Below are 26,517 nucleotides of genomic sequence, written 5' to 3'. Positions count from 1 at the left end.
AGCTCCTTTCGTATTATAGCTCTGATTTGGTATTTGGGTTTTGTAATGCAGTATTACCAAATTAATCTACGATATTACGATTAAGGGGCTAGTTTCGTTCATGATAACTCCTACGGGAGGATAGGCCTAGGTGAGACTGCGTAGTGCGATAGCACGGAGAAGGCTCACCAGCCGCCCGTGGAAAGCGAAGTGTCTTTCCGGAACGGTGTATTCAAGACTATTCTGAATTAAAGAGATCAACACTTTACATCGACTACTAATTATTAAAATGAATAATTAACTACTTTTTGCTATAATGTAGAGAAACGTATAGTGAAGTTAATTCAGCTAGGAGGTGGCTTAAATGAAATATAATTCTGTTTTTGATATTATCGGGCCTATTATGATTGGACCGTCTAGTTCCCATACGGCAGGTGCCGCACGTATTGGGTTAGCTGCACGGAATTTATTAGGGAAAGAACCGACATGGGCAAAAATTCACCTTTATGAATCATTTGCAAAAACCTATAAAGGACATGGGACAGATTTTGCTTTAGCAGGTGGACTATTGGGGTTTCAAACGGATGATCCTAGAATGAGTCAAGCGATGGATATCGCGAAAAAACGAGGATTAAATATAGAATATGTTGAAGACAGTGCTTCTAGTGAACACCCGAACACTGCGAGATTAATTATTGGAGACGATACAGATAAACTTGAACTAGTAGGAATATCTATTGGAGGTGGAAAGGTAGAGATTACAGAACTTAATGGTTTTGAATTACGCCTTTCAGGAAATCATCCTGCCATTTTAATCATGCATAATGATAGATTTGGTGCAATTGCCTCCGTTACAAAAATATTAGCAAAACATGAAATAAACATTGGTCACATGGAAGTAAATCGGAAAGATGTTGGGAAAGAAGCATTGATGGTAATCGAAGTTGATCAAAATGTAGATGATAATATTTTAAAAGAATTACAGAATGCTGATCATATTATTCGAATTTCTAAGATTGTAAGCTAATTCAATAAGACGTAAGGAGGACGGTTATGTTTAGAACTGTTGCTGAGTTAATTGAGCTCGCTGAAAAAGATTCTATATTAATCTCTGAAGTAATGATTCGCCAGGAAATGGAGGTTAAAAACGCAACACGTGAAGAACTATATAAAGGCATGGAAAATAATCTCCAGGTCATGGAAAAGGCGATTGAAAAAGCATTAAAAGGCGTTACTTCTGTTACTGGATTAACAGGAGGAGATGCTGTTTTAATTCAAAATTATATGAAAGAAAAGACCCCTCTTTCTGGTCATTTAATGATGGATGCAGTTAGTAAAGCAATGGGAACGAATGAGGTAAATGCCGCAATGGGGACTATTTGTGCTACACCTACAGCTGGAAGCGCTGGATGTGTTCCTGGTGCATTATTTGCTGTTAAAGAACAGTTGAATCCAACAAGAGAACAAATGATACGCTTCTTGTTTACCGCTGGTGCATTTGGACTAGTTGTTGCTAATAATGCTTTTATCTCAGGTGCAGCAGGTGGTTGTCAAGCTGAAGTCGGTTCAGCAGGAGCAATGGCGGCTGCTGCAATTGTTGAAATGGCAGGAGGGACACCACAGCAATCGTCTGAAGCGTTTGCGATTACATTAAAAAATATGTTAGGACTCGTTTGCGATCCTGTAGCTGGACTTGTCGAAGTACCATGTGTAAAAAGAAATGCATTAGGTTCTTCACAGGCAATTGTATCTGCAGATCTTGCTTTAGCAGGTGTTATAAGTAGAATACCGTGTGATGAGGTAATAGGTGCAATGTATCGAATCGGGAAACAAATGCCATCATCCCTACGAGAAACAGGTGAAGGTGGTCTTGCAGATACACCGACTGGCCGTCTTTTGAAAGAGAAAATTTTTGGAATATCTGTATAGAAAGAGTGGTAATTGTGCTAACTGATCCCATTACAGCGTTAAAAGGTGTTGGCGAGAAGTTTGCAGAGGATCTTGCTTTAATGAGCATTTATACAATCGATGACCTCTTGCATTACTTCCCTTATCGCTATGATGTATATGAAATAAAACCCCTCGCTGAGCTTATCCATGATGATAAAGTAACGATTGAAGGTAGGGTGGTTCATGAACCATCCTTAACCTTTTATGGAAGAAAAAAATCCCGACTTACTTTTACGATTGAGGTAGAAGGAGTTGCGGTAAAGGCAGTTATGTTTAATCGTGCATTTGCGAAAAAACAAATTCATTCTGACCATATAATTACGTTAACTGGTAAGTGGGATGCCCACCGATTGCAAATTACGGTCAGCAATTATAAGTTGGGGGCAGCTGAGAATCAGGATAATGTCCAACCAAGTTATTCTATTAAGGGAAACGTCACGAATATAAAGCTAAAGAAAACCATACAACAAGCATATAATATATACGCTGATGAAATCACTGAATTTATACCTGAAACGTATACCAAGTCATATAAAATCCCAAACCGTAATATTGCAATTAAGACGATGCATTTTCCTCCTGATCGAATTGCCTTAAAACATGCTAGAAGAAGATTCGTATATGAAGAATTTCTATTATTTCAGCTTAAAATGCAACTGTTGCGTAAGATAAACCGTGAGTCGACAGAAGGAAATGCACAACAATTTGATGAGAAGCGTGTTTCGGAATTTGTACAGAGTTTTCCGTTTGAATTAACTGATGCTCAAAAAAAATCATTAAAGGAAATATTAGCGGATATGAAATCACCTAACAGGATGAATCGCCTTCTACAAGGGGATGTAGGTTCTGGTAAGACAGCAGTAGCTGCAATTAGTTTATTTGCTACAATCACAGCAGGAAAACAAGGTGCACTAATGGTGCCAACGGAGATATTGGCAGAACAGCATTATGAATCACTAAAAGCGCTTTTTGGAGAGCGCGCAAATATCGCATTATTGACTGGTTCTGTTAAAGGGAAGAAACGTAGGGAGCTTCTTTCAGGTTTACAAAAACATGAGATACATATTTTGATTGGTACCCATGCGTTAATTCAGGATGATGTTTACTTTAATGATTTAGGCTATGTTATTGTAGATGAGCAGCACCGCTTTGGTGTTGAACAACGGAGAACATTAAGGGATAAAGGACTTAAGCCTGATGTTCTATTTATGACGGCAACACCAATCCCAAGAACTTTAGCCATTACAGCTTTTGGGGATATGGACGTTTCAGTTATTGACGAAATGCCAAAAGGTCGGAAAGAGATTGAAACATACTGGGCAAAAGACAATATGTTTGAGCGGATATTGCATATGATAGAAAAACATGTGGAACAAGGTGAACAAGCATACGTCATTTGTCCACTTATTGAGGAATCTGATAAGCTTGATATTCAAGATGCAGTTGACTTATACCATCAACTTGTGGAATTTTTCCCACAGGAGGTTAAAGTAGGATTAATGCATGGGCGGCTTAAAGCAAATGAGAAAGACGAAGTCATGAAGGAGTTTGCAAGTAATCATTTACAAGTTCTCGTTTCGACAACTGTTGTCGAGGTAGGTGTAAATGTGCCAAATGCAACGATTATGGTTATTTACGATGCGGAAAGGTTTGGATTGTCTCAGCTCCATCAGTTACGTGGACGAGTTGGTCGAGGAGATAAACAAAGTTATTGCATTTTAATAGCAGATCCTAAAGGAGAAGTTGGAAAAGAAAGAATGCGGATTATGACTGAGACGACAAATGGGTTTGAATTATCGGAGGAGGACTTGAAGCTCCGAGGTCCGGGAGATTTTTTTGGAAAAAAACAAAGCGGTGTACCAGAATTTAAAGTTGCAGATATGATTCATGACTACAGGGCTCTAGAGACTGCACGTAAAGATGCTAGTGAAATAATTGAAAATAATCTTTTGGAAAATGATGCAGCATTTCTCCCGTTAAAACGCATACTAGAAACAGACCCATCACTTTCCACTACATTAGATTAATAGGATTACTTGCATAAATTGAAATGGTATTATATATTACTATTAGTACCAAGTCTTAACATGAGAACAAGTTTATATTAAAGGTCCATTTCATACTGTTTGTTGCCAATGAATTGAAATAACTACAAATAACTATTACGATGGTTTGTGCAAATGCGGTTGGACCTTAGGGAAGGCCTTTAGCTGCCTTCTGAAAGTGTCGAATTTTAAGTTGAATTTCAATACTTGGATCAAAACAACAATCATATTGAAAACCCCCTTTTAAAAAGTGTTAAGGATGTTAAATACGATGGATGGTGCAAAATGAATGAAGCGAACAAAAGCAGAACGACAACAATTATTAAAAGAAAAAATACAAGATTCTCCATTTATTACAGATGAACAACTTGCAAATCAGTTCTCTGTTAGTATTCAGACGATTCGCCTTGATCGTATGGAGTTATCTATACCAGAGTTAAGAGAGCGTATTAAACATGTTGCAACAAATCAGTGGAATGAAACGGTAAAAGCGTTACCGTTAGAAGAGGTTATTGGTGAAGTAATTGATTTAGAATTAGATGTACGTGCTATTTCTATTCTTGATATAACTACTGAATTTGTTTTTTCTAGGAACAAAATAGCTCGGGGACATCATTTGTTTGCCCAAGCAAACTCGTTAGCGGTTGCTGTGATCAACGACGACTTGGCCTTAACGGCAAAAGCCGAAATTAAGTTTACCCGCCAAGTAAAAGAAGGAGAGCGGGTTATTGCTAAGGCAATCGTAAACGGAGAGCGAAAAGGGCTAACAATAGTTGATGTAAACAGTTTCGTAGGAAATGAGAAGGTCTTTATAGGAACATTTTACATGTATCGGTCCAACCTTGAAGAAGGAGTTCAAAATAATGAAATTAGCAATTGATGCAATGGGTGGCGATCATGCACCAACAGAAATCGTTTTAGGTGCAATGGATGCAATTTCGGAAATAGAGGATTTACATATCGTACTAGTCGGTGATGAAGCAAAGATAAAGCCATTATTAACGAATGCGAAAAACATAGAGGTTATTCATGCAGATGAAGTAATAACTTCTGAGGATGAGCCAGTTCGTGCGGTCCGTCGTAAAAAAAATTCATCACTTGTTTTAATGGCCAAAGAGGTTAAAGAAGGTAGAGCAGATGCTTGTATATCTGCTGGTAATACAGGAGCATTAATGAGTGCGGGATTATTTGTTGTTGGAAGAGTCCCAGGAATTGACCGACCAGCATTAAGTCCTACTTTACCCACTGTTGATGGTAAGGGATTTGTTATGTTAGATGTGGGAGCAAATGTAGATGCGAAACCGCAACATCTTGTTCAATATGCAGTGATGGGATCCATTTATACAGAAAAAGTCCGCTCGATAAAAAATCCAAGGGTCGGCCTTTTAAATGTTGGAACAGAAGATGGTAAAGGAAACGATCTTACCAAAAAAGTTTTTAAGCAACTGAAAGAAGCACCGATCAATTTTATTGGAAATGTTGAGGCAAGAGATTTATTAGATGGGATAGCAGATGTTGTTGTGACAGATGGTTTTAGTGGGAATATAGCGCTAAAAACAATCGAAGGAACAGCCGGAGCTTTATTTAAGATTTTAAAAGAAACGATGATGTCATCAACGAAAACAAAAATTGGGGCTGTCCTTTTAAAAAATGATTTAAAAGGACTTAAGAATAAACTTGATTACTCTGAATATGGCGGGGCAGGTTTGTTCGGACTTGCTGCACCTGTTATTAAAGCCCATGGTTCTTCTAAAAGAAGGGCAATTGTAAGTGCAATAAAACAGGCGAAGTATATGGTTGACAATGATGTAACAAACACAATTAAGGAAACGGTTGAATCAATGGATTTTGAAAAGGAGTGATTCTATGAAGCGCGTCGCTTTTATGTTCCCAGGCCAAGGTTCTCAGACAGTAGGGATAGGAAAAAACTTTTATGATGCATTTCCTGAAGTGAGAGAACTATTTCAAGAGGCGAACGAATTATTAGACAAAGATATTACTTCGTTAATGTTTGAAGGGCCAAAAGAATCTTTAACCGAAACGGAAAATGCGCAGCCGGCATTATTATTATCGAGTATTGCTACTACTAGATTATTAATGAATGAAGGAATCCACCCTGTAATGACGGTCGGACATAGCCTAGGTGAATACGGTGCATTAGTAGCGGCAAATGCGCTTTCACTAGAAGATGCATTGCCACTTGTCCAAATTCGTGGAAGATTAATGGAAGCTGCATTTCCTAAAGGACAGGGGACGATGGCTGCGGTATTGGGCTTGTCTGAACTTGAAATCACAAAAGCCTTAGAAAGAATAACGGATGAAATTGTTGATATTGCAAATCTAAATTGTCCAGGTCAAATCGTAATATCCGGTTCTAAGAAAGGGATTGATCAAGCAGGCAGTCTTTTAAAAGAACATGGAGCAAAACGGGTGCTTCCATTAAATGTTAGTGGTCCATTTCATTCTCGATTAATGAAATCAGCAAATGAAGAATTTGCAAATTATTTACATCAAGTAACATTTAAAGATGCGGAAATCCCAGTATTTGCCAATGTGTCTGCCAAGGCAGTAACGAAAAGTGATGAGATTAAGGATCTTCTTATTAAACAGTTATACTCTCCAGTTCGATTTGAGGAATCGATACGAAATATGATGGAAACAGATATTGATGCATTTGTTGAAGTCGGTAATGGAAAAGTGTTAACTGGTTTATTACGCAAAATTAATCGGAAAACAGAAGTATTTTCAGTACAAGATATCGATTCTATGAATCAACTAATCACTTGGTTACGGGAGGATATGTAATGTTAACAGGTCAAAATGCGTTAGTAACAGGTGCCTCACGTGGAATAGGGAGAGCAATTGCTATAGAACTAGCTAGTCAGGGTGCGAATGTTGCTGTAAACTATGCAGGCAGTGAACAGAAAGCACAAGCAGTTGTAGAAGAAATAGAGAAATTAGGTGTAAAAGCATTTAAGATTCAAGCAGATGTGGCCAACGAGTCAGATGTTAAGGCGATGATGAAGGAAGTTGTGTCTCAGTTTGGTAGCTTGGATATATTAGTTAATAATGCTGGTATTACCAGAGACAATTTGCTTATGCGAATGAAAGAAGAAGAATTTGATCAAGTTATAAATACAAACCTTAAAGGTGTCTTCGTTTGTACAAAGGCAGTTACTAGACAAATGATGAAACAACGGGCAGGAAGGATTATTAATGTTGCTTCCATTGTTGGGGTAGCAGGGAATCCAGGGCAGGCCAATTACGTCGCAGCAAAAGCTGGTGTCATTGGATTAACAAAAACGACTGCAAAAGAACTAGCATCACGTAACATTCTCGTGAATGCTGTTGCACCAGGTTTTATTGCTACGGATATGACGGATGAATTAACAGACGAACAAAGACAAGGAACACTAGATATGATTCCTTTGGCTAAGTTAGGACAGCCTGAAGATGTAGCGAGAGTGGTTCGCTTCTTAGCTTCAGAGGATGCGAATTATATTACAGGACAAACGATTCATATTGATGGTGGCATGGTCATGTAATTATTTGTTTCGTAATAACTAGTAGTATTTTGTGAAAATCGATATACTACTTGAAGGGAGGTGAATTAGAAATGGCAGAAGTATTTGATCGCGTGAAAGCTATTATTGTAGATCGTCTTGATGTAGAAGAGGATAAAATAACAATGGAAGCATCTTTTAAAGATGACCTTGAAGCAGATTCACTTGATGTTGTGGAGCTAGTTATGGAACTTGAAGATGAATTTGATATGGAAATCGCTGATGAAGAAGCTGAAAAAATTAATACAGTAGGGGATGCTGTTAATTACATAAATAGTAAACAGTAATTTCAAAAGTGTAAGTGCCCGCTCAGCGACGTACGGACTGCGCCCACGTAATTTGTGGGTGGTTCGATTTTAATCGAATATTCCTACCGTAGGAGATAAAGGAAACATGCCCTTTTATGGGGGATGCCGACGTTGGCGTAAGCCTGCTTTTAGTCGGCCTTCCTTAAAACTTGGTTAAGGAAGTTCAACTATGTCGAACTGTTATCGTACGGAGGTGAGGGAAGTCTCGCTAGTCGTCGGGCACTGGAACTAGACGCATCTTCTCCAGAGGTGGAAACTTACTGGATTATTTTATACCCTTTTTTAGAAAGTCTCGCATAATTGCGAGACTTTCTTAGCAAACTATATAAATTAAGAGGTGACATGGATGGATGTTGCACAACTAGAAAAACAACTAAATATTTCATTTCATAACCATGATTTAATCAGTCAGGCTTTTACACATTCATCTTATGTGAATGAGCATCGCAATGAGGTTTTTTCGGATAACGAAAGGCTAGAATTTCTAGGGGATGCCGTTTTAGAATTAGGTGTGTCCCAACATTTATTTCGTAAAAATAGGAAGATGCCAGAGGGAGAAATGACAAAACTCCGGGCAGCAATTGTTTGTGAACCCTCCTTAAAAGGTTTTGCACAAGATTTAAACTTTGGTGCATACTTATTACTCGGAAAAGGAGAGGATCAAACTGGAGGAAGAGAGCGCCCTGCAATCTTGGCAGATGTATTTGAAGCATTTCTAGGTGCACTTTATTTAGACCAAGGTTTTGATACAGCGCTAAAATTTCTAGAGGATTACGTTTTTCCGAAAATACAAGCTGGTGCTTTTTCGCATGAAATGGATTATAAAAGCCAATTACAGGAATTTGTTCAGCAATTTAAAAATAAAACAGTTGAATATAAAATTGTGGAAGAAAGAGGACCTTCACATAATAAAGAATTTGTCGCTAATGTATTTATTAATGATGAAGTTTCTGGTGAAGGAATTGGTAGAACAAAAAAAGAAGCAGAACAGCGTGCAGCTAAGTTAGCGATTGATGGATTAGATGCTTGACATTAAAGGGGGGTGAATTGTAGTAATTCAGCCCCCCTAATCTATTTATTAAGTATCATTAAAATTAAATACTTTTTCTTATTCTACCTAATTCCTCAACGAATGCTTGTGTTTCCAATACACTCAGTTTTCCTTTTTGTATAACAATATCGTACATGAGTTTTAAGTCATCATACTTATCGATATCATAATCTTCAGCATCTAAAAGTCCACGGTTAACAACGTTTAACTTGTCAGCTAATTGTTCTAAAATAAACTTTAAATTTTCCTCGGATGCAGTCTCCAAATTCATCGTATTCCTCCCCTTCTAAGACAAATCGCTATGTATTTTGTTACAGACTTCTTTTGTCACTCACTTTATGATAAAATAAATGCGGTAAAAAGCCAAGAACTAAAGTTTTTTATATAAGAATTTTCATCAGTTGTTTACGAGAAATAGGAGAATGTATATGTATTTAAAACGGTTAGAAAGTGTAGGATTTAAATCCTTTGCTGAACGGATAAGTGTGGAATTTGTACCAGGTGTAACGGCGATTGTTGGACCTAATGGTAGCGGGAAAAGCAATATAACCGATGCAATTCGCTGGGTACTTGGTGAGCAGTCAGCAAAGTCATTACGTGGATCCAAAATGGAAGATATTATTTTCCAAGGTAGTGAAACAAGAAAACCGTTGAATGTCGCTGAGGTAACGTTAGTACTTAATAATGAAGACCATGCCCTCCCGTTAGATTTTGAAGAAGTAAATGTAACTAGACGCGTCTATCGTTCTGGAGATAGTGAGTTTTACATTAATAAACAATCATGTCGCCTGAAGGATATAATCGATTTATTTATGGATTCAGGTCTTGGGCGAGATGCATTTTCGATTATTAGTCAAGGGAAAGTTGAAGAAATATTAAGTTCAAAAGCCGAAGAAAGACGTGCTATCTTTGAAGAAGCAGCGGGCGTATTAAAATATAAACAAAGAAAGAAGCAAGCAGAATATAAATTAGCTGAAACACAGGAAAACCTAAATCGTGTGGAAGATATTATTTTTGAAATTGACGGGCAGATAAATCCACTCAAGGAACAAGCAGAAACAGCAAAAAAATATGTAGATTTAAAGGAAACATTGAAAAGCAAAGAGATATCTTTTTTAGTTGCGGAAATAGAGGAATTACATAAAGAATGGCAGTCCTTATTAGCTAAAATAGAAAAGGATCAATCTACTGAAATTGATTTTAAAACAATGATTCACAAAAAAGAAGCTGAAATTGAAAAGAAGAGACAAGCTACAGAACAAATAGATACAGATATTGAAGCATTGCAAATAGAGCTTCTTACCACTACAGAAAAACTAGAAAAATATGAAGGAAAAAAGCAATTATTACATGAAAGAACGAAACACTTTGATGAAAACAAACAGAAACTTAAAGTACAAAAAGAAGAAACGCTTGTCAAACTTAATAAGTTGCATGAAGAGTTGGAAGAAGAGCAAACAAAACTAACATCTTTACTAGAAACAAGGCAGCAAACAAAAAAACAAGTGCATAGTTTAAAAGAAAAGTTAGAAATGAACCAAGAAACAATCTCAGAACAAATTGAAGAGCTTAAATCGGAATATATTGAGTTCTTAAACAAGCAGGCAGCGATGCGAAATGAAAAGCAATCAATTCTGAACCAGTTACAGCAAGTGACAGGGAAAACGGAAAAACAAGCATCAAAATTTCAAGGCTTACTAGAATTAAGAGAAAAGTTATCGAAAGAGAAGGAACAAACGAAAGAAAATCTAGATGAACAAGAGAAAAATCATCATGACAAGCAATTACTCATACGAAAATTAAAATATAGTCTTGAAAATGAACGGAAGCAATTTCAAGAATCACAACAAAAGCTTTATCAGGGTTATCAATACATTGAAAAAGTAAAATCGAAGAAAGAAATGCTTGAAGAAATGAAGGAAGATTTTCAAGGGTTCTTCCAGGGAGTGAAGGCTGTTTTAAGAGCACGTGGGGAGAATAAACTAGCTGATATTCATGGTGCGGTAATCGAGTTAATAGACGTTCCCAAAGCTTATATTACAGCAATCGAGACCGTACTAGGTGGACAGGCACAACATATTGTTGTTAAAGATGATGCTGCAGCAAGAAATGCAATTTTTTGGCTCAAAAAAACAAATAGTGGTCGTGCAACTTTTCTGCCCCTTAAGTCGATTCAAGAGCGATTTGTGTCAAGAGATATGCTAACACAAATTGAGAAACACCCTGGATTTGTCGGTATTGCTGCGAACCTAGTTCACACAAGTAAAGATTATCAAAAGGCCATTAATCACCTAATGGGGCATGTTGTTATTGCTGAAACGTTGAAAGATGCAAATGATATTGCAAGGCAAATGCAGCGAAGATTTCGTGTGGTTACTCTAGAAGGTGATGTAGTAAACCCTGGTGGCTCTATGTCTGGTGGTGCCGGGAAGAAAACGAATCAATCGTTATTCACAAGAGAAAAAGATCTCGAAGAAGAAACACTGAGAATGAATGAATACCAAGAGAAAATTGTTATTTTTGAAAAAAAGGTGAAAAATAAAAAGCAAGAGATTGCAGAAATTGAAGGCAGAATTAAGATTGAGGAAGATGCAGTTACAAATGAACAAAAGAAACTTCAACAATTACAAACAGAATATAGAGAATTAGAACTGAAACTAGATTCCCTAAATGATAATCTGTATATGTATGACCAAGATAATAAGCAGTATTCGCTTGATCAGGAACAATTGGAAATGCGTGATAAGGCACTGTCTATTGACTTAGAACATATCAAGCAACAATTAGCGAAAATAGAGAATAAAATTGAAAGGTTAACAGAGCAAGAAGTAGCATTTAAGGGAAATCATGAAAAATTACAAAATGATTATCATCAATATAGAGTATCTTTCGCAGAGCAGGAAGAGCGTGTGAAGAATCAGAGAGAAAAGGTGAATGCTACCAAAGAGCAACTAACACTGTTGAAGCAGCAAAATGACAAGTATTCTAATGATTTAGCAAAATTGTTGGCAATTGAAGATGGTGATGAAACCGAAGAAGAAATTATTCTAATGATAGAAAAAAGCAAATTAGAGAAGGCAACGCTAACAAGTTCTATTCAAGAAAAACGGCAAGAACGTGCTAATCTTTCACAATTTGTACAAGACGAGGAAAGAGAATTAAAGGAAGAAAATAAAAAACATCACATCCTTATGCAAGCTATTCAGCAAAAAGAGGTGCAAGCAAATCGTCTAGATGTCGATTTAGAAAACCGATTAACCCATTTGCAAACAGAATATACAATGACTTACGAAAAGGCTCGAAATACCTATGAAAAAGCGGATGATATCGTGGAAGCAAAAGCTGTAGTCTTACAAATAAAGAGTGAAATTGATCAGTTAGGAAACGTTAACCTTGGTGCAATCGATGAGTATGAAAGAATCGCCGAACGACACGGATTTTTAACAGAGCAACAAGCAGACTTAGTGGAAGCAAAGAACACGTTATTTGCTGTAATCGCAGAGATGGACGAAGAAATGGAACGAAGGTTTGATGTAACATTTTCAAAAATCAAAGAGGAATTCGCAGTTGTGTTTAAACAATTATTTGGTGGCGGCCACGCTGAGCTAAAATTGACTGACCCGAAACAACTATTAGACACAGGTGTAGACATTATTGCCCAACCACCAGGTAAAAAATTACAAAACTTAGCCTTACTATCAGGTGGCGAGCGAGCCTTGACAGCAATTGCATTATTGTTTGCTATTTTACGTGTTCGCCCAGTGCCATTTTGTATCTTGGATGAAGTGGAAGCAGCACTGGATGAAGCAAATGTTAGTAGATTTGCGAAATATGTAAAATTATATAGCGAAGATACGCAATTCATTGTCATTACACATCGTAAAGGAACGATGGAGGAATCGGATGTATTGTATGGTGTGACGATGCAGGAATCTGGCGTGTCACGTATGGTTTCCGTTCGTTTAGAGGATACAAAAGAATTAATTAATTCATAGGGAGGTAATTGGTTATGGGATTTATGGATAAATTGAAAAGCAAATTTAAACAAAACAAAGAAACAGAAGAAGTATCAGAGAAGTATAAAGACGGGATGAAAAAAACGCGAAACACTTTCTCTAGTAAAATTAATGACCTTATTGCTCGTTACCGTAGTGTTGATGAGGACTTTTTTGAAGAGTTAGAAGAAGTTCTTATTACAGCAGATGTTGGTGTTATGACGGTTATGGATTTAATTGAAGAGTTAAAAATGGAAGTGAAACGCAGGAATATTAAAGATACGAGGGAAGTAAAGGATGTTATTTCTGAGAAACTAGTTGAGATATATTATGGGGATGACGACCAAGAAATTGAAGAATTAAATTTGCAGGAAAATGATTTAACGGTTATTTTAGTAGTTGGTGTAAATGGAGTTGGGAAAACGACTTCCATTGGAAAGCTTGCTAATCAACTTAAAGAGGATGGAAAAAACGTTGTCCTAGCAGCAGGAGATACGTTCCGTGCTGGCGCAATTGAGCAGCTCGAAGTTTGGGGTGAGCGAGCAGGCGTTGATGTGATTAAACAGAGTGCTGGTAGTGATCCTGCTGCGGTTATTTTTGATGGGATTAGGGCAGCAAAATCCAGAAATGCGGATGTATTAATATGTGATACAGCAGGCAGGCTGCAAAATAAAGTAAACCTGATGAACGAGCTAGCAAAAGTAAAACGGGTTATTGAACGCGAGATACCTGGTGCACCACATGAAGTCCTACTCGTATTAGATGCAACCACAGGTCAAAATGCGCTAAGTCAGGCGAAAACCTTCTCAGAGGCTACCAATGTTACAGGAATTGTTTTAACAAAACTAGACGGGACAGCCAAAGGTGGAATCGTATTAGCCATACGTAATGAATTGAATATTCCTGTGAAATTTGTTGGTCTCGGTGAAAAAGTAGAGGATTTGCAAAAGTTTGATGCGAATGCATTTGTGTACGGATTGTTTGCAGATTTGATGGATACAGAGCAGTAAAACACCTAAATATTGACTTCGTTTCAAATTCAGGTAAGATAAGTGTAAAGGGAATTCACTTAACAAGGGGTGGGATAGATGCTATCAAAAACGACAAGAATAAATTATTTGTTTGATTTTTATCAAGCCTTGTTAACACCTAAACAACGAAATTATATGGAATTGTATTATTTAGAAGATTATTCGTTAGGTGAGATTTCCGACTTGTTAAAAGTCTCCCGTCAGGCTGTATATGATAATATTAAACGTACAGAAACAATGCTAGAATCGTACGAGAGTAAATTATTTCTATATGACAAGTTTGAAAAAAGAGATGCTATTATAAAGCAAATCGAGAGTATGGAAAAAGATGAAAACATGTTAAAATTGATTCAACAACTAAAAGAAATAGATTAGGAGGACACCTTCTATGGCATTTGAAGGATTGGCCGACCGCCTGCAAAGTACAATAAAGAAGATAACAGGTAAAGGGAAAGTCTCTGAGCAAGATGTAAAAGAGATGACAAGAGAAGTTCGCTTAGCTCTACTAGAAGCGGATGTTAACTTTAAAGTAGTAAAGGATTTAATCAAGCGAATTAAAGAACGTGCTGTTGGACAGGAAGTGATGGAGAGTTTAACACCTGGCCAACAGGTTATTAAAGTTGTTAAAGAAGAGCTTACTGCACTAATGGGTGGTGAGCAAAGTAAAATAGCTGTTAGTGATCGGCCACCTACTGTTATTATGATGGTCGGTCTACAAGGTGCTGGTAAAACAACCACATCAGGTAAGCTCGCGAATCACTTACGTAAAAAACATAATCGTTCACCATTACTAGTGGCATGTGATGTCTATCGTCCTGCAGCAATTAAACAATTAGAAACACTTGGCGAGCAATTATCGATGCCAGTATTCTCACAAGGAACAGAAGCAAATCCTGTTGATATTGCAACAGAGGCTTTAGCAAAAGCGAAAGAAGAACATAATGATTATGTGATCATCGATACAGCAGGTCGCTTACATGTAGATACAGATTTAATGGATGAGTTAGAGCAAATTAAAGCAAAAGTAAAGCCAGATGAAATTTTCTTAGTTGTTGATGCAATGACAGGTCAAGATGCTGTCAATGTGGCTGAAAGTTTTAATGAACAGCTTGATATAACTGGTGTTGTATTGACGAAACTTGACGGAGATACTCGTGGTGGGGCGGCATTATCCATTAAGGCTGTCACAGATAAACCGATTAAATTTGCTGGGATGGGTGAAAAACTCGATGAGTTGGAAGCATTCCACCCTGAGCGTATGGCGTCAAGAATTCTAGGGATGGGTGACGTCCTTTCCTTAATCGAGAAAGCGCAAGAGAATGTCAATGAGAAACAAGTGAAAGAGCTAGAAGAGAAGATGCGTACCATGTCATTTACTTTTGATGACTTTCTAGAGCAAATGGGACAAGTAAGAAAAATGGGACCATTAGATGACTTGATTTCGATGTTACCAGGGGCGAATAAAGTAAAAGGGTTAAAAAATGCTCAATTGGATGAAAAGCAAATATCTCAAGTTGAAGCAATTATACAATCTATGACCAAACAAGAAAGACAAGAGCCTGAAGTTATAAATGCGAGCCGTAAGAAGCGTATTGCTAAAGGTTCAGGTACTACAGTTTCACAAGTAAATCGCTTATTAAAGCAATTTAGCGAAATGAAAAAAATGATGAAGCAAATGACAAACATGCAAAAAGGTAAAAAAGGAAAAGGAATGAATTTTCCTTTTATGTAATGTTTAGGTTGTGCGGTGCTCTGCATAGTGATAAGAATTGCTCGTTACGTTGCAAGATTTATTCTGTGCCGAGGCTCCCCACTAAGCTAGACGGAGTGTATTCAGGGAATATTTTAAGAAGAAATATACTATGTAATGTAAAAACACTTTACAGACCTAAAAGTTTCTGATACAATTCTATCTTGTGAATAACATTTTATTTGGAGGTGCAAGACATGGCAGTTAAAATTCGTTTGAAACGTATGGGTTCTAAAAGAAATCCATTTTACCGTATTGTTGTAGCTGATTCACGTTCTCCTCGTGATGGACGTCAAATCGAACAAATTGGAACATATAACCCAGTTGTTAATCCAGTTGAAGTAAAAATAGATGAAGAAAAAGCTCTTGATTGGATGACGAAAGGTGCTAAACCAAGTGACACTGTTCGCAATCTTTTCTCACAACAAGGCATCATGAAAAAATTCCACGAACAAAAAATGGCAAAGTAGTGTGTTCGTATGAAGGCCCTAATTGAATCTATTATTACACCACTTGTAGATTATCCTGAAGACATCGTTGTTACAAAAACGGAGGAAGATACGAAAATTGTCTATCATCTGACTGTTCATGGTGACGATGTTGGGAAGATAATCGGTAAGAATGGTCGTATTGCAAAATCGATTCGGACAGTTGTTTATGCAGCTAAGAATGAAGGGGAAAAACGCATTTACTTAGATATTATGTAGAAAAGGGAAAGGGACCAGTTGGTTTTACTTTCCCTTTTTTCACATTTGCTAAGAGGGAGGGGAATATGTGGAGATAATAAAGAAAGTACAGATTAAGCAAATTGTCACAGAAGAAAGTAAAAGAAAGCTTAAAGTAGACTTTCAAAATCATATAATGCGGCTTGAACAAGAGTGTCAACAGTTATTGTTTGAAAGAAGGAAGCTCGAGAATAAGTCTGGAGTTTCAAAGCAAGAAATCAAACAGCGTTTTCAAAAAGAAATTAATAAACGAAAAGAAAAGATTAGTTTAATTGATTTCAAGCTTGAACAATTGGAGATGCTTGAATTAGGAAGTGAAATTGTTGAAAAAGAAGTTGAAGCTCTTGTTGAGGTTACAGAAGGGGCGCATTGGAATGAACTGATGCAAGGCCAAGCAGTTGTAATAAAAGATGGTATTGTAATCCGAATTGATAAATAGCAGGTGGGAAGAATATGAATAAAAAAATGTTTAACATCGGGAAAATTGTAAATACACATGGGATTCGCGGGGAAGTTAAGGTATTTCGGATAAGTGACTTTGAGGAACGTTTTCAAGTGGGTGAAACTGTATATCTTGAAAAGGAAAATGGAGAAAACATAGAATTAGTAATTGATGGTCATAGGATCCATAAAGGATTTGACCTGATACATTTCAAAGGGTATGACAACATTAATGATGTTGAAAAACATAAAGGAACTTATTTGAAAATAACCGAAGAACAGCTTACTGAGTTGGAAGAAGATGCGTATTATTATCATGAAATCATTGGATGTAATGTTGTGACAACGTCAGGTGAAGTGTTAGGTATAATTAAAGAAATACTCTCTCCAGGAGCAAATGATGTTTGGGTTATTAAGCGTCCCAAATCAAAAGATTTATTAATTCCTTACATTGAAGATGTTGTGAAGAACATTGATATTTCCGAGAAGAAAATTGTAATTGAACCAATGGAAGGATTGCTTGACTAATGCATATCGACATTTTAACATTATTTCCAGAGATGTTTTCTGGCGTATTTAATAACTCTATTTTAAAAAAAGCGCATGATAATGAAAAATATAGTTATAACCTGGTAAACTTTAGAGAATACACGGAGAATAAACATAAAAAAGTGGATGACTATCCATACGGCGGAGGAGCAGGAATGGTACTTACACCACAGCCTGTATTTGATGCAGTAGAAGCAATTACGAAGAAAGAAAATACGAAGCCACGAATTATCCTAATGTGCCCCCAAGGGCAAGCCTATAATCAAAAGAAAGCGGAAGAATTAGCAAATGAAGAGCATTTAATTATCATTTGTGGTCATTATGAAGGATATGATGAACGAATTCGGGAACATCTTGTAACAGATGAAATATCCATCGGCGATTATGTGTTAACAGGCGGGGAACTCGGTGCGATGGTTGTTGTTGATAGTGTTGTCCGCTTATTGCCAAATGTTCTTGGTAATGAAGAATCGGCACCAAAGGATTCCTTTTCAACTGGTTTATTAGAACATCCTCATTACACAAGGCCAGCTGATTTTCGTGGGATGAAAGTCCCGGATGTTTTAATGTCTGGTGATCATGCTAAAATTGAAAATTGGAGAAGAACGGAATCATTAAAAAGAACTTATATGCGAAGAAAAGAATTGCTCGAAGACCTAGAACTATCAGTGGAAGATAGAAGACGATTGCAAGAAGTTAGTAAACAAGATTCATAGTGATTTTTTCTAAAAATAGTTGAATTCATAGGCCTATTATGTTATATTATTGATTGTGCTTAATGCTCGGTTAAGCCGTATAACGATGTTCCGCTGTTCTAATTTAGAATAATGAGCATTGGTTTGGAAGGAGTGAAGTAGGATGCAACAACTAATTGCTGATATTACAAAAGACCAACTACGCACGGATCATCCTGATTTTAGACCTGGTGATACTGTAAAGGTACACGTGAAGGTTGTCGAAGGAACTCGTGAACGTATTCAGGTTTTCGAAGGTGTTGTCATTAAACGCCAAAACGGTGGAATTAGTGAAACATTTACAGTAAGAAAAATTTCTTACGGTGTTGGAGTTGAACGTACATTCCCTGTACATTCTCCACGTGTTGCTAAAATTGAACGTACTCGTCGTGGTATTGTTCGTCGTGCTAAACTTTACTATCTACGTAATCTACGTGGTAAAGCTGCACGTATCAAAGAACGTCGTTAATTTTATGAAACTGGATAAAAACAGTGATAAAAAAGGAACTTGGCATTGCACAAGCTCCTTTTTTATTTACTTATAATTATGTTGATGTGAAGTAGTCTTTTCGAATTGTAATCAAAAATCTTCATGTCGATAGAAATTTTTTTATTATCGCTTTATAAATTAAAAAAAATGGATATGATATGGTAAAATATGAAAGAATGAGATGATAGGCCAGGAGGAGAACAAATGGCTAAGAAAGAGAAAAATGAATGGTTTGATTGGATAAAAGCGTTGCTGCTTGCATTAGGCTTAGCATTTATTGTGAGAATGTTTCTTTTCTCGCCTATAGTAGTTGATGGCCCGTCCATGTTACCAACCCTAGAAGATAGAGATCAAATGATTGTTAATAAGTTAACTTACCATTTGAAAGAACCGGACCGTTTTGATATTGTCGTTTTTCATGCATCAGCACAGAAGGATTTTATAAAACGTGTAATTGGTTTACCAGGAGAACATGTAGAAGTAAAGGGTGAAACATTATACATAGATGGTGAAGCGGTTGAAGAACCTTTCTTAGAAGAACAGAAGGATAATATAAGGCCATATCAAACCCTAACAAATGATTTTTCACTAGAAAACTTACCAGGTGGATATGAAGTGATTCCTGATGGACATGTTCTTGTGCTAGGAGATAATCGTGGGAATTCAACGGATAGTAGGATGCTCGGTGTTATATCAATGGACGAAATAGTAGGTGAGGCTAGTTTAGTATACTGGCCACTTGATCGAATGCAATTTGTAGGAGAGTAGGTTTATCATATGCCAATACAATGGTTTCCAGGTCATATGGCGAAAGCCAAGCGTGAAGTGGAAGAAAAATTAAAACTTGTTGATTTTGTAATGGAGTTAGTAGATGCTAGAGCACCCTTATCATCACAAAACCCTATGCTCAAGCAAGTACTTCAAAATAAAACGAAGATGGTTGTGCTTATGAAAAAAGATTTAGCTGATCATCGAGCTACAGAGACGTGGCTAACGTATTTTAAAGAAAAAGGAATCCCAGCCTTAGCTGTAGATGTTAATGATAAGGCGGACATTAAACGTGTTATACAATTGGCGAAAGAGCTTGGGCAAGAAAAAATGGACAAATTATTAAAAAAAGGCATTAAACCGAGAGCTGCGAGGGCAATGATTGTTGGGATTCCGAATGTAGGAAAGTCAACATTAATTAATCGACTTGCAAATAGGAAAGCTGCCAAAACTGGTGATAGACCAGGTATAACAAAGCAACAGCTATGGATCAAGGTAAAGAAGGATTTTGAATTATTAGACACGCCAGGAATTTTATGGCCTAAATTTGAAGATCAAGCAGTTGGCTACCGTTTAGCAGCAATTGGTACAATAAAGGACCAGTTATTATCATTACAAGACATAGTTGTATTTGTGTTAAGACATATAGAAGAGCAATATCCAAAACTCCTGCATGAACGCTATGGCATTGTTGAAGGAACGGAAGAAATAGTGGATGTTTTTGTGAAAATTGGTAAGGAACGTGGAGCTCTACAAGGTGGAGGGGAAGTAGATTTTCATAAAGTATCAGATATTGTTCTTAGGGACCTCCGTTCGGGCAGACTCGGAAATATAACACTAGAATTACCAGAAGAATGACATGCATCTTATGATGTATGTCTTATTTTTCTTAAGGATCTTTTCCGTTTGGTTATTGTTTTTTGCAAAAATAGTGGACTTATTTAATTCAGTATTGTGTAGCTCTCGCTTACACTTATTAATGCTATGCCCTGCTTTTCGCTCCGGCAGAATACTTCGCTTTTCACGGGCGCGGCCTCAGCCTCCTCGCAAGCAAAAAACACTTACGGCGGGGTCTTCGGACACGTGCTGTTCCCGTAGGACTCTACGTATTATGCCTAAGCTAAGTTAGTTGCTCTAAATATTTTTGAGGTTATAGTCTATATAACAACGTAACGAATAGTTGTTTTCTGTAAAAACAGCATTTTTCTAGTTTTATAAAAGTAGAGCAGATACCTTAGTGGAGGAAAGACACATAGACTTCTGCGGGAGGACAGGCCTAGGTGAGACTTCGGAGTGCATTAGCACGAAGTAGGCTCACCAGCCGCCCGCGAAAAGCGAAGTGTCTTTCTGGAACGGTAGACTAAGCAAAAACCTTCACTTAGTCCAGAGTTTATACATTACAATACTGGATAAACAATAATCTTTTAGAAAATAGTCTTCTTAAAAAAGTATGGAAAATTGTCGATATAAGATAGAGAGAAAGGTGAATGTTGGTGGAAAAGTTATCGATTTCGGTCATTAAACAATTAATAAAAGACGGAGAAGTCAAAGAGGAGCAAATCGAACAATTAAAGAAAGATGAACGTAAAGGTGTTCAAAAAATTATGAAAAGCTATGAGAAACAAATACAGAAAGAAAGAGAGTTAGAGAAGAATTACCTTGAAATGTGTGTGTATGAAAACAAGGCATATAACAGAGGGGCTAAGTTTGTTGCTGGTATAGATGAAGCTGGTCGAGGTCCCTTGGCAGGTCCAGTTGTTGCTTGTGCCGTTATTCTACCTCCTGACTTCAGACTAATCGGATTAAATGATTCAAAGCAATTAAACGAAAGAGTAAGAGAGAAGTTTTACACGATTATTAAAGAAAGAGCATTAAGCTACGGTATCGGGATTGTTGATAGTAAGACGATAGATGAAATTAATATATTCGAGGCTACAAAATTAGCAATGCGACAGGCAGTGATGCAACTGAAGCCGCAGCCAGACCATCTATTAATTGATGCAGTGGAACTGACGAGTCTTCCTTGCACATCTGAATCAATTATTAAAGGAGATGCTAAAAGCATATCGATTGCAGCAGCAAGTGTTTTAGCAAAAGTTACACGTGATCATATCATGCGTGAAATACATAATGAATATCCAGCATTTGATTTCGCATCGAATATGGGCTATGGAACAAAGCATCATATGGATACATTGTTAGAATCTGGTGCTACCCCCTATCACCGTAAATCGTTTGCACCTGTTCGAAATGTCATTGAAAAGGTATGAAAGGTGGCTAAGCGATGAGATTGCATAAAATAGCTAGTGATGGAATAACAAAAAACCTAAGACAGGAACTAAGAAATGGACAAATTGTACGGGGTGAAATACTCAAAATATATCCTAATCAAAAAGCACAAATAAAGCTTTCTAACCAGCAATTAATTGCAAAGTTAGAAGCTTCCTTAGTGATTGGTAACAAGTATCATTTTCAAGTTAACAAATCGAACAATACCATTTATTTAAAAGTTATTGGTGAGAAATTGAAAAACCAACCAAAGCAAGATTACTCAAATCTCCTGCGACAATTAGGCATGAAGTCCACTAAAACAAACGTATCCCTCATACACAAGCTAATGTCAGAAGGAATTGCATTTAATAAAATGCAGCTTACGAGTGCATTGCCAATATTAGACGCTGCGAAAGACAAAAAGGTAGCACAAGAAGTGTTACAAGTAATGTTTAGACGAAAATTACCGATGAATGAAGCTATTTTCAAAGCACTATACATTGAAAATATAAGTGACCAGTCCAGCTTAATGAGACAGTTATTACAACAGATAGAGAATGATCCGAAATACATGAATTTGTCGCATGAATTAAATCGATTTGTAGAAATTTCTCAAATCGATAAAGAGCAAGAGCTCCTTCTATTACAGGCTAATCCTAAGGAGCAGTTTATTCAGCAATTGAACCGGTATATGAAATTAATGGACTTCTCAAATGAAAACAGGCTTCTTAACAATCATATTAATCAACAAGAAACATTCAAGAATATGTTAGTACAGTTAGTAAGTACTGGTAGTGGTTCGATACAAGAACAAGGTGAAAAACTATTACACTTCATCAATGGTATACAGTTAAATTCGATTACAGAAACGGATAACTTTATTCAAGCATTCCTAAATATACCTGGAGAACGATTGGCATTAAAGAAGGATTTGGAACTAGAATTTAAAAGTAAAAAATCAGAAGATGGAAAGATAAACCCAGACTATTGTAGGGTATTATTTTATTTAGATTTGAATACTTTGAATGAGACAATTATTGATATGAATATAAAACAGCGCGCCATCTTCGTAACTATTTTTAACGACAATGAAAGCTTGCAGGCGAAAACAATAACATTGTTACCAAGTCTGAAAAAGGGGTTAGAAGGAATAAGTTATACCCTATCAAGTATTCAATTTAAATCAGTTAAAGAACAGAGAGAAGTAAAAAACTCACCTATTGAAACAAAGAGCAATGCCGTCTATCAAGGGGTTGATTTTCGTATATGAATAATGAACGTAAAAAAGCTACAGCACTTAAATATGATGAAAATATAGATGCTGTACCAATAGTAACAGCAATAGGCAAAGGACTCATCGCAGAAACTATTATTGATAAAGCCAAGGAAGAAAATGTACCGATTGTTGAGGATCCAACGTTAGTATCGTTGTTACAAGAATTAAATATTAATGAAGCAATTCCAGAGGAGTTGTACGAGGCTGTGGCAGAAGTATTTGCGTTTATTTATCATGCAGATAAGAAATTAAGTGAGGAATAGTAATACTTGTAATTTTTTAATTATTATTATCACAAATTCTTGTTAAATTTCGTTTTTTTGATACAATTAAATAGCAGTACAATTGTTAGGAGGATAATAGATGAATATTCACGAATATCAAGGCAAACAAGTTTTACGTGAATTTGGCGTAAAAGTTCCTAATGGATACGTAGCATATACAGTTGATGAAGCTGTAGAAGCAGCGAAAAGTTTAGGGACAACTGTAAACGTTGTCAAGGCGCAAATTCATGCAGGTGGCCGTGGAAAAGCCGGTGGTGTAAAGGTTGCTAAGAACTTAGATGAAGTTCGTACATATGCCGAGGAAATACTAGGTAAGACATTGGTTACTCACCAAACTGGTCCAGAAGGTAAAGAAGTAAAAAGACTTCTGATCGAAGAAGGCTGTGATATTAAAAAGGAATATTACGTTGGAGTAGTATTAGACCGTGCGACATCTCGTGTTGTAATGATGGCATCTGAAGAAGGTGGTACAGAGATTGAAGAGGTAGCTGCTGAAACTCCTGAGAAGATTTTTAAAGAAGTTATAGACCCAATAGTAGGACTAGCTCCCTATCAAGCTCGTAGACTAGCATTTAACATAAACATTCCAAATGAATTGATTGGAAAAGCTGTTAAGTTTATGACAGCTTTATACGAAGCATTTGTTTCAAAAGATTGTTCGATTGCAGAAATCAACCCACTTGTAACAACAGGTGATGGCGAAGTTCTAGCACTTGATGCGAAATTAAATTTTGATGATAATGCTTTATACAGACATCCTGACATTATGGAATTACGTGATTTAGATGAAGAAGATGAAAAAGAAATTGAAGCATCAAAATATGACCTAAGCTATGTTGCATTGGACGGAAATATTGGTTGTATGGTGAATGGTGCTGGACTTGCCATGTCAACGATGGATATTATTAAATTCACCGGCGGAGAGCCCGCAAACTTCCTTGACGTTGGGGGCGGTGCAACAGCGGAAAAAGTTACAGAAGCATTTAAAATTATTCTATCTGACTCAAATGTGAAAGGGATCTTTGTTAATATTTTCGGTGGAATCATGAAATGTGATGTAATCGCTGAAGGTGTTGTTGAAGCAACGAAACAGGTTGGTTTAGAACTACCACTTGTTGTTCGTTTAGAAGGTACAAACGTAGACTTAGGTAAGAAAATTCTAAATGAGTCTGGTCTAAATATCATTTCAGCTGATTCCATGGCTGATGGAGCACAAAAAATTGTATCGATGGTGAAATAAAATAAAGGAAGGACGGACTTTAAATGGGTGTTTTCTTAAATAAAGATTCAAAAGTAATTGTCCAAGGTATAACTGGTGGAACAGCCAGATTCCACACGAAACAAATGCTAGAATATGGTACACAAATTGTTGGTGGTGTTACACCTAAAAAAGGTGGTACAGAAGTAGAAGGTGTTCCTGTATTTAATACATTGCAAGAAGCGGTGGACAAAACAGGTGCGACTGTTTCAGTAATATATGTACCAGCACCGTTTGCTGCAGATGCCATTATCGAAGCGGTTGATGCTGAACTTGAACTAGCAATTTGTATCACAGAACATATTCCGGTATTGGATATGGTTAAAGTAAAACGATACATGGAAGGTAAGAAAACAAGATTAGTTGGACCGAACTGTCCAGGAGTAATCACTGCAGATGAATGTAAAGTTGGTATTATGCCAGGATATATTCATAAAAAAGGACATATTGGTGTTGTTTCCCGCTCTGGTACATTAACATATGAAGCTGTTCATCAATTGTCACAAGCTGGATATGGACAAACTTCTGCTGTAGGGATTGGTGGAGACCCAGTTAATGGAACAAACTTTATTGATGTGCTAGAAGCTTTTAATGCAGACCCAGAAACCGAAGCTGTTGTTATGATTGGTGAAATTGGTGGTACTGCTGAAGAAGAAGCGGCAGAATGGATCAAAGCAAATATGACGAAACCAGTAGTTGGATTTATTGGTGGAGCAACTGCACCTCCAGGAAAACGCATGGGACATGCTGGAGCCATTATTTCTGGTGGAAAAGGTACTGCAGAAGAAAAAGTCCGTGTAATGGAAGAGTGTGGAATTGCTGTAGCTAAATCACCAGCTGTTATTGGTGAGACAATGATTAATGTATTAAAAGAAAAAGGTTTGGACGAGAAGTGTAAAACGCATTAAAATCAATTGAGAAAAGGTTTACATATGGAACCTAAGAGAGGAAGTTCTTTTAGGTTCTATTTTAACAGATAAAATGTGCTTTGGTGTCTTGGTAAGGTGTCCAGCGACTAATTTCCTTCAGCTCCATATGTCGTTAAACGGGCGCTTGTACTTTATAAAATGAAGATAGGGATGTGTTTGACCTGAAATCAATTCGTAATCGTTTGATACATGTTAGTCGATGTCGTGGTGTAACAAGAAAGACGATACGTAAAATTCTCCTTCTAGATCCTGCTCTAAGTAATATTTACCGCTTAACTCCTCTTGAGATTTCTAAAACCTATTCTATACCGCATAATAATGCTTCCTTATTCCATATAGACCTACATGATTTATCTTTACAAGAACAGTTAACGAAAGATTTAATGATGTGTGAAATTATCACTATAGTTGACGACAACTATCCACGTGTGTTAAATACAATTAAAGATAGTCCGCTCGTATTATATGCAATAGGTAATATATCTTTGTTATCGATACAGCCTGCTTTAAGTGTAATTGGTACTAGAAAATCATCCAACGAAGCATTTACGAAAACAAAAATACTTGTTGAGCCTTTGGTGAACGATAATTGGGTAATCGTTAGTGGGATGGCCAAGGGTATTGATAGCTTTGCCCATATTACTGCCTTAAACAATAATGGAAAAACAATTGCAGTATTAGGCGGTGGTTTCTCACATATATATCCTAAACAGAATATACCTTTATTCAACCAAATTGCAAAAAAAGGATTAGTATTATCGGAATATCCACCACATACTCCTCCAAAACGATTTCACTTTCCAGAAAGAAATCGTATAATAAGTGGGTTAAGCTTTGGAACCTTAGTAATAGAAGCAACAGAAAAAAGTGGAACATTGATAACGGTTGATCAGGCATTAGACCAGGGGAGAGAAGTATATGCAGTTCCAGGTTCACCGTTAATACCTCAAACAAAAGGTTGCCATCGAATGATTCAAGATGGGGCGAAATTAGTATTAGATGCACAAGATATTAAAGAGGATTGGGATACCGTACGAAATAATTATATAAGCTGGGTTTAAAAGTGTTTTTTCTCTTATTCAGAGTATTAGAATGTATAAAAGTTGTACGGTATGTTTGA

The 26,517-nt window shown here is 36.8% G+C and carries 28 protein-coding genes; 27 read left to right on the top strand and 1 reads right to left on the bottom strand.

Features of this window, described 5'->3' with window-relative positions; genetic code table 11:
- Positions 1-343 precede the first annotated feature (343 nt).
- From sdaAB to rnc, 9 genes are all read left to right on the top strand, one after another.
- The gene (sdaAB, locus tag D8M05_RS05100; RefSeq protein ID WP_121129303.1) at positions 344-1,006 is read left to right on the top strand and encodes an L-serine ammonia-lyase, iron-sulfur-dependent subunit beta; all 663 of its coding nucleotides are present in this window, start codon (positions 344-346) and stop codon (positions 1,004-1,006) included.
- A gap of 26 nt (positions 1,007-1,032) precedes the next feature.
- On the top strand, positions 1,033-1,908 hold the full coding sequence (gene sdaAA / locus D8M05_RS05095) for an L-serine ammonia-lyase, iron-sulfur-dependent, subunit alpha (protein WP_121129301.1): 876 nt from the start codon (positions 1,033-1,035) through the stop codon (positions 1,906-1,908).
- 14 nt (positions 1,909-1,922) lie between these two features.
- Positions 1,923-3,956 carry an ATP-dependent DNA helicase RecG gene (gene recG, locus D8M05_RS05090; protein ID WP_121129299.1) on the top strand — a complete coding sequence of 678 codons (2,034 nt, stop codon included), beginning with the start codon at positions 1,923-1,925 and terminating at the stop codon, positions 3,954-3,956.
- A 307-nt stretch (positions 3,957-4,263) separates the two neighbouring features.
- Entirely contained in the window at positions 4,264-4,854 is a 591-nt protein-coding gene (gene fapR, locus D8M05_RS05085) for a transcription factor FapR (RefSeq protein WP_121129297.1), read from the top strand.
- Positions 4,838-5,836 carry a phosphate acyltransferase PlsX gene (gene plsX / locus D8M05_RS05080; protein ID WP_121129295.1) on the top strand — a complete coding sequence of 333 codons (999 nt, stop codon included), beginning with the start codon at positions 4,838-4,840 and terminating at the stop codon, positions 5,834-5,836. Before fapR ends, plsX begins: the two co-directional genes overlap by 17 nt.
- A gap of 4 nt (positions 5,837-5,840) precedes the next feature.
- Entirely contained in the window at positions 5,841-6,779 is a 939-nt protein-coding gene (gene fabD / locus D8M05_RS05075; protein WP_121129293.1) for an ACP S-malonyltransferase, read from the top strand.
- Positions 6,779-7,519: a 3-oxoacyl-[acyl-carrier-protein] reductase gene (fabG, locus tag D8M05_RS05070; protein ID WP_121129291.1), complete on the top strand. Its 741-nt coding sequence runs from the start codon at positions 6,779-6,781 to the stop codon at positions 7,517-7,519. The genes fabD and fabG overlap by 1 nt, the downstream gene beginning before the upstream one ends.
- A 71-nt stretch (positions 7,520-7,590) precedes the next feature.
- Positions 7,591-7,824, top strand: coding sequence for an acyl carrier protein (acpP, locus tag D8M05_RS05065; RefSeq protein ID WP_121129289.1), 234 nt, complete (start codon positions 7,591-7,593; stop codon positions 7,822-7,824).
- 367 nt (positions 7,825-8,191) lie between these two features.
- A complete protein-coding gene (rnc, locus tag D8M05_RS05060; RefSeq protein WP_121129287.1) occupies positions 8,192-8,875 on the top strand; it encodes a ribonuclease III in 684 nt (227 codons plus the stop codon).
- Positions 8,876-8,939: 64 nt separating this feature from the next.
- Here rnc and D8M05_RS05055 read toward each other — a convergent pair whose 3' ends face one another.
- Positions 8,940-9,167 carry a DUF1128 domain-containing protein gene (locus tag D8M05_RS05055; protein ID WP_121129285.1) on the bottom strand — a complete coding sequence of 76 codons (228 nt, stop codon included), beginning with the start codon at positions 9,165-9,167 and terminating at the stop codon, positions 8,940-8,942.
- Positions 9,168-9,324: 157 nt separating this feature from the next.
- On the opposite strand from D8M05_RS05055, the gene smc reads away from it, so the two are divergent.
- The 18 genes from smc (at position 9,325) to dprA (ending at position 26,458) form a co-directional block, all read left to right on the top strand.
- Complete coding sequence (smc, locus tag D8M05_RS05050; RefSeq protein WP_121129283.1) at positions 9,325-12,891, top strand: chromosome segregation protein SMC; 3,567 nt, start codon at positions 9,325-9,327, stop codon at positions 12,889-12,891.
- 14 nt (positions 12,892-12,905) lie between these two features.
- Positions 12,906-13,901: a signal recognition particle-docking protein FtsY gene (gene ftsY / locus D8M05_RS05045; protein WP_121129281.1), complete on the top strand. Its 996-nt coding sequence runs from the start codon at positions 12,906-12,908 to the stop codon at positions 13,899-13,901.
- Positions 13,902-13,979: 78 nt separating this feature from the next.
- Positions 13,980-14,297 (top strand): putative DNA-binding protein, encoded by a 318-nt coding sequence (locus tag D8M05_RS05040; RefSeq protein ID WP_121129279.1) that lies wholly within the window; start codon positions 13,980-13,982, stop codon positions 14,295-14,297.
- 13 nt (positions 14,298-14,310) lie between these two features.
- Entirely contained in the window at positions 14,311-15,654 is a 1,344-nt protein-coding gene (gene ffh / locus D8M05_RS05035; protein ID WP_121129278.1) for a signal recognition particle protein, read from the top strand.
- Between the two features lie 215 nt (positions 15,655-15,869).
- Positions 15,870-16,142 carry a 30S ribosomal protein S16 gene (gene rpsP, locus D8M05_RS05030; protein ID WP_121129276.1) on the top strand — a complete coding sequence of 91 codons (273 nt, stop codon included), beginning with the start codon at positions 15,870-15,872 and terminating at the stop codon, positions 16,140-16,142.
- 9 nt (positions 16,143-16,151) lie between these two features.
- The gene (locus D8M05_RS05025; protein WP_121129274.1) at positions 16,152-16,379 is read left to right on the top strand and encodes a KH domain-containing protein; all 228 of its coding nucleotides are present in this window, start codon (positions 16,152-16,154) and stop codon (positions 16,377-16,379) included.
- A 67-nt stretch (positions 16,380-16,446) separates the two neighbouring features.
- Positions 16,447-16,836: a YlqD family protein gene (locus tag D8M05_RS05020; protein WP_121129272.1), complete on the top strand. Its 390-nt coding sequence runs from the start codon at positions 16,447-16,449 to the stop codon at positions 16,834-16,836.
- Between the two features lie 14 nt (positions 16,837-16,850).
- Positions 16,851-17,366, top strand: coding sequence for a ribosome maturation factor RimM (rimM, locus tag D8M05_RS05015; protein WP_121129270.1), 516 nt, complete (start codon positions 16,851-16,853; stop codon positions 17,364-17,366).
- On the top strand, positions 17,366-18,103 hold the full coding sequence (trmD, locus tag D8M05_RS05010) for a tRNA (guanosine(37)-N1)-methyltransferase TrmD (protein WP_121129269.1): 738 nt from the start codon (positions 17,366-17,368) through the stop codon (positions 18,101-18,103). The genes rimM and trmD overlap by 1 nt, the downstream gene beginning before the upstream one ends.
- A gap of 142 nt (positions 18,104-18,245) precedes the next feature.
- A complete protein-coding gene (rplS, locus tag D8M05_RS05005) occupies positions 18,246-18,590 on the top strand; it encodes a 50S ribosomal protein L19 (protein WP_121129267.1) in 345 nt (114 codons plus the stop codon).
- A 225-nt stretch (positions 18,591-18,815) separates the two neighbouring features.
- Positions 18,816-19,379 (top strand): signal peptidase I, encoded by a 564-nt coding sequence (gene lepB / locus D8M05_RS05000; RefSeq protein ID WP_121129265.1) that lies wholly within the window; start codon positions 18,816-18,818, stop codon positions 19,377-19,379.
- Positions 19,380-19,388: 9 nt separating this feature from the next.
- A complete protein-coding gene (gene ylqF / locus D8M05_RS04995) occupies positions 19,389-20,237 on the top strand; it encodes a ribosome biogenesis GTPase YlqF (protein ID WP_121129263.1) in 849 nt (282 codons plus the stop codon).
- Positions 20,238-20,872: 635 nt separating this feature from the next.
- Positions 20,873-21,649, top strand: a complete 777-nt coding sequence (locus D8M05_RS04990; RefSeq protein WP_121129261.1) for a ribonuclease HII — start codon at positions 20,873-20,875, stop codon at positions 21,647-21,649.
- Positions 21,650-21,663: 14 nt separating this feature from the next.
- A complete protein-coding gene (locus tag D8M05_RS04985; protein ID WP_121129258.1) occupies positions 21,664-22,920 on the top strand; it encodes a hypothetical protein in 1,257 nt (418 codons plus the stop codon).
- Positions 22,917-23,189, top strand: a complete 273-nt coding sequence (locus tag D8M05_RS04980; RefSeq protein WP_121129256.1) for an EscU/YscU/HrcU family type III secretion system export apparatus switch protein — start codon at positions 22,917-22,919, stop codon at positions 23,187-23,189. The genes D8M05_RS04985 and D8M05_RS04980 overlap by 4 nt, the downstream gene beginning before the upstream one ends.
- A 100-nt stretch (positions 23,190-23,289) precedes the next feature.
- A complete protein-coding gene (sucC, locus tag D8M05_RS04975; protein ID WP_121129254.1) occupies positions 23,290-24,450 on the top strand; it encodes an ADP-forming succinate--CoA ligase subunit beta in 1,161 nt (386 codons plus the stop codon).
- A 23-nt stretch (positions 24,451-24,473) separates the two neighbouring features.
- Positions 24,474-25,376 carry a succinate--CoA ligase subunit alpha gene (gene sucD / locus D8M05_RS04970; RefSeq protein ID WP_121129252.1) on the top strand — a complete coding sequence of 301 codons (903 nt, stop codon included), beginning with the start codon at positions 24,474-24,476 and terminating at the stop codon, positions 25,374-25,376.
- A gap of 173 nt (positions 25,377-25,549) precedes the next feature.
- Complete coding sequence (gene dprA, locus D8M05_RS04965) at positions 25,550-26,458, top strand: DNA-processing protein DprA (protein WP_342772240.1); 909 nt, start codon at positions 25,550-25,552, stop codon at positions 26,456-26,458.
- Positions 26,459-26,517: the final 59 nt, after the last annotated feature.

It is taken from the genome of Oceanobacillus bengalensis (genome assembly GCF_003628445.1).
Taxonomy (GTDB): Bacteria; Bacillota; Bacilli; order Bacillales; family Amphibacillaceae; genus Oceanobacillus; species Oceanobacillus bengalensis.
Note: the sequence above shows the minus strand (reverse complement) of the source record. Positions and strands in the feature narration are given on the sequence as shown.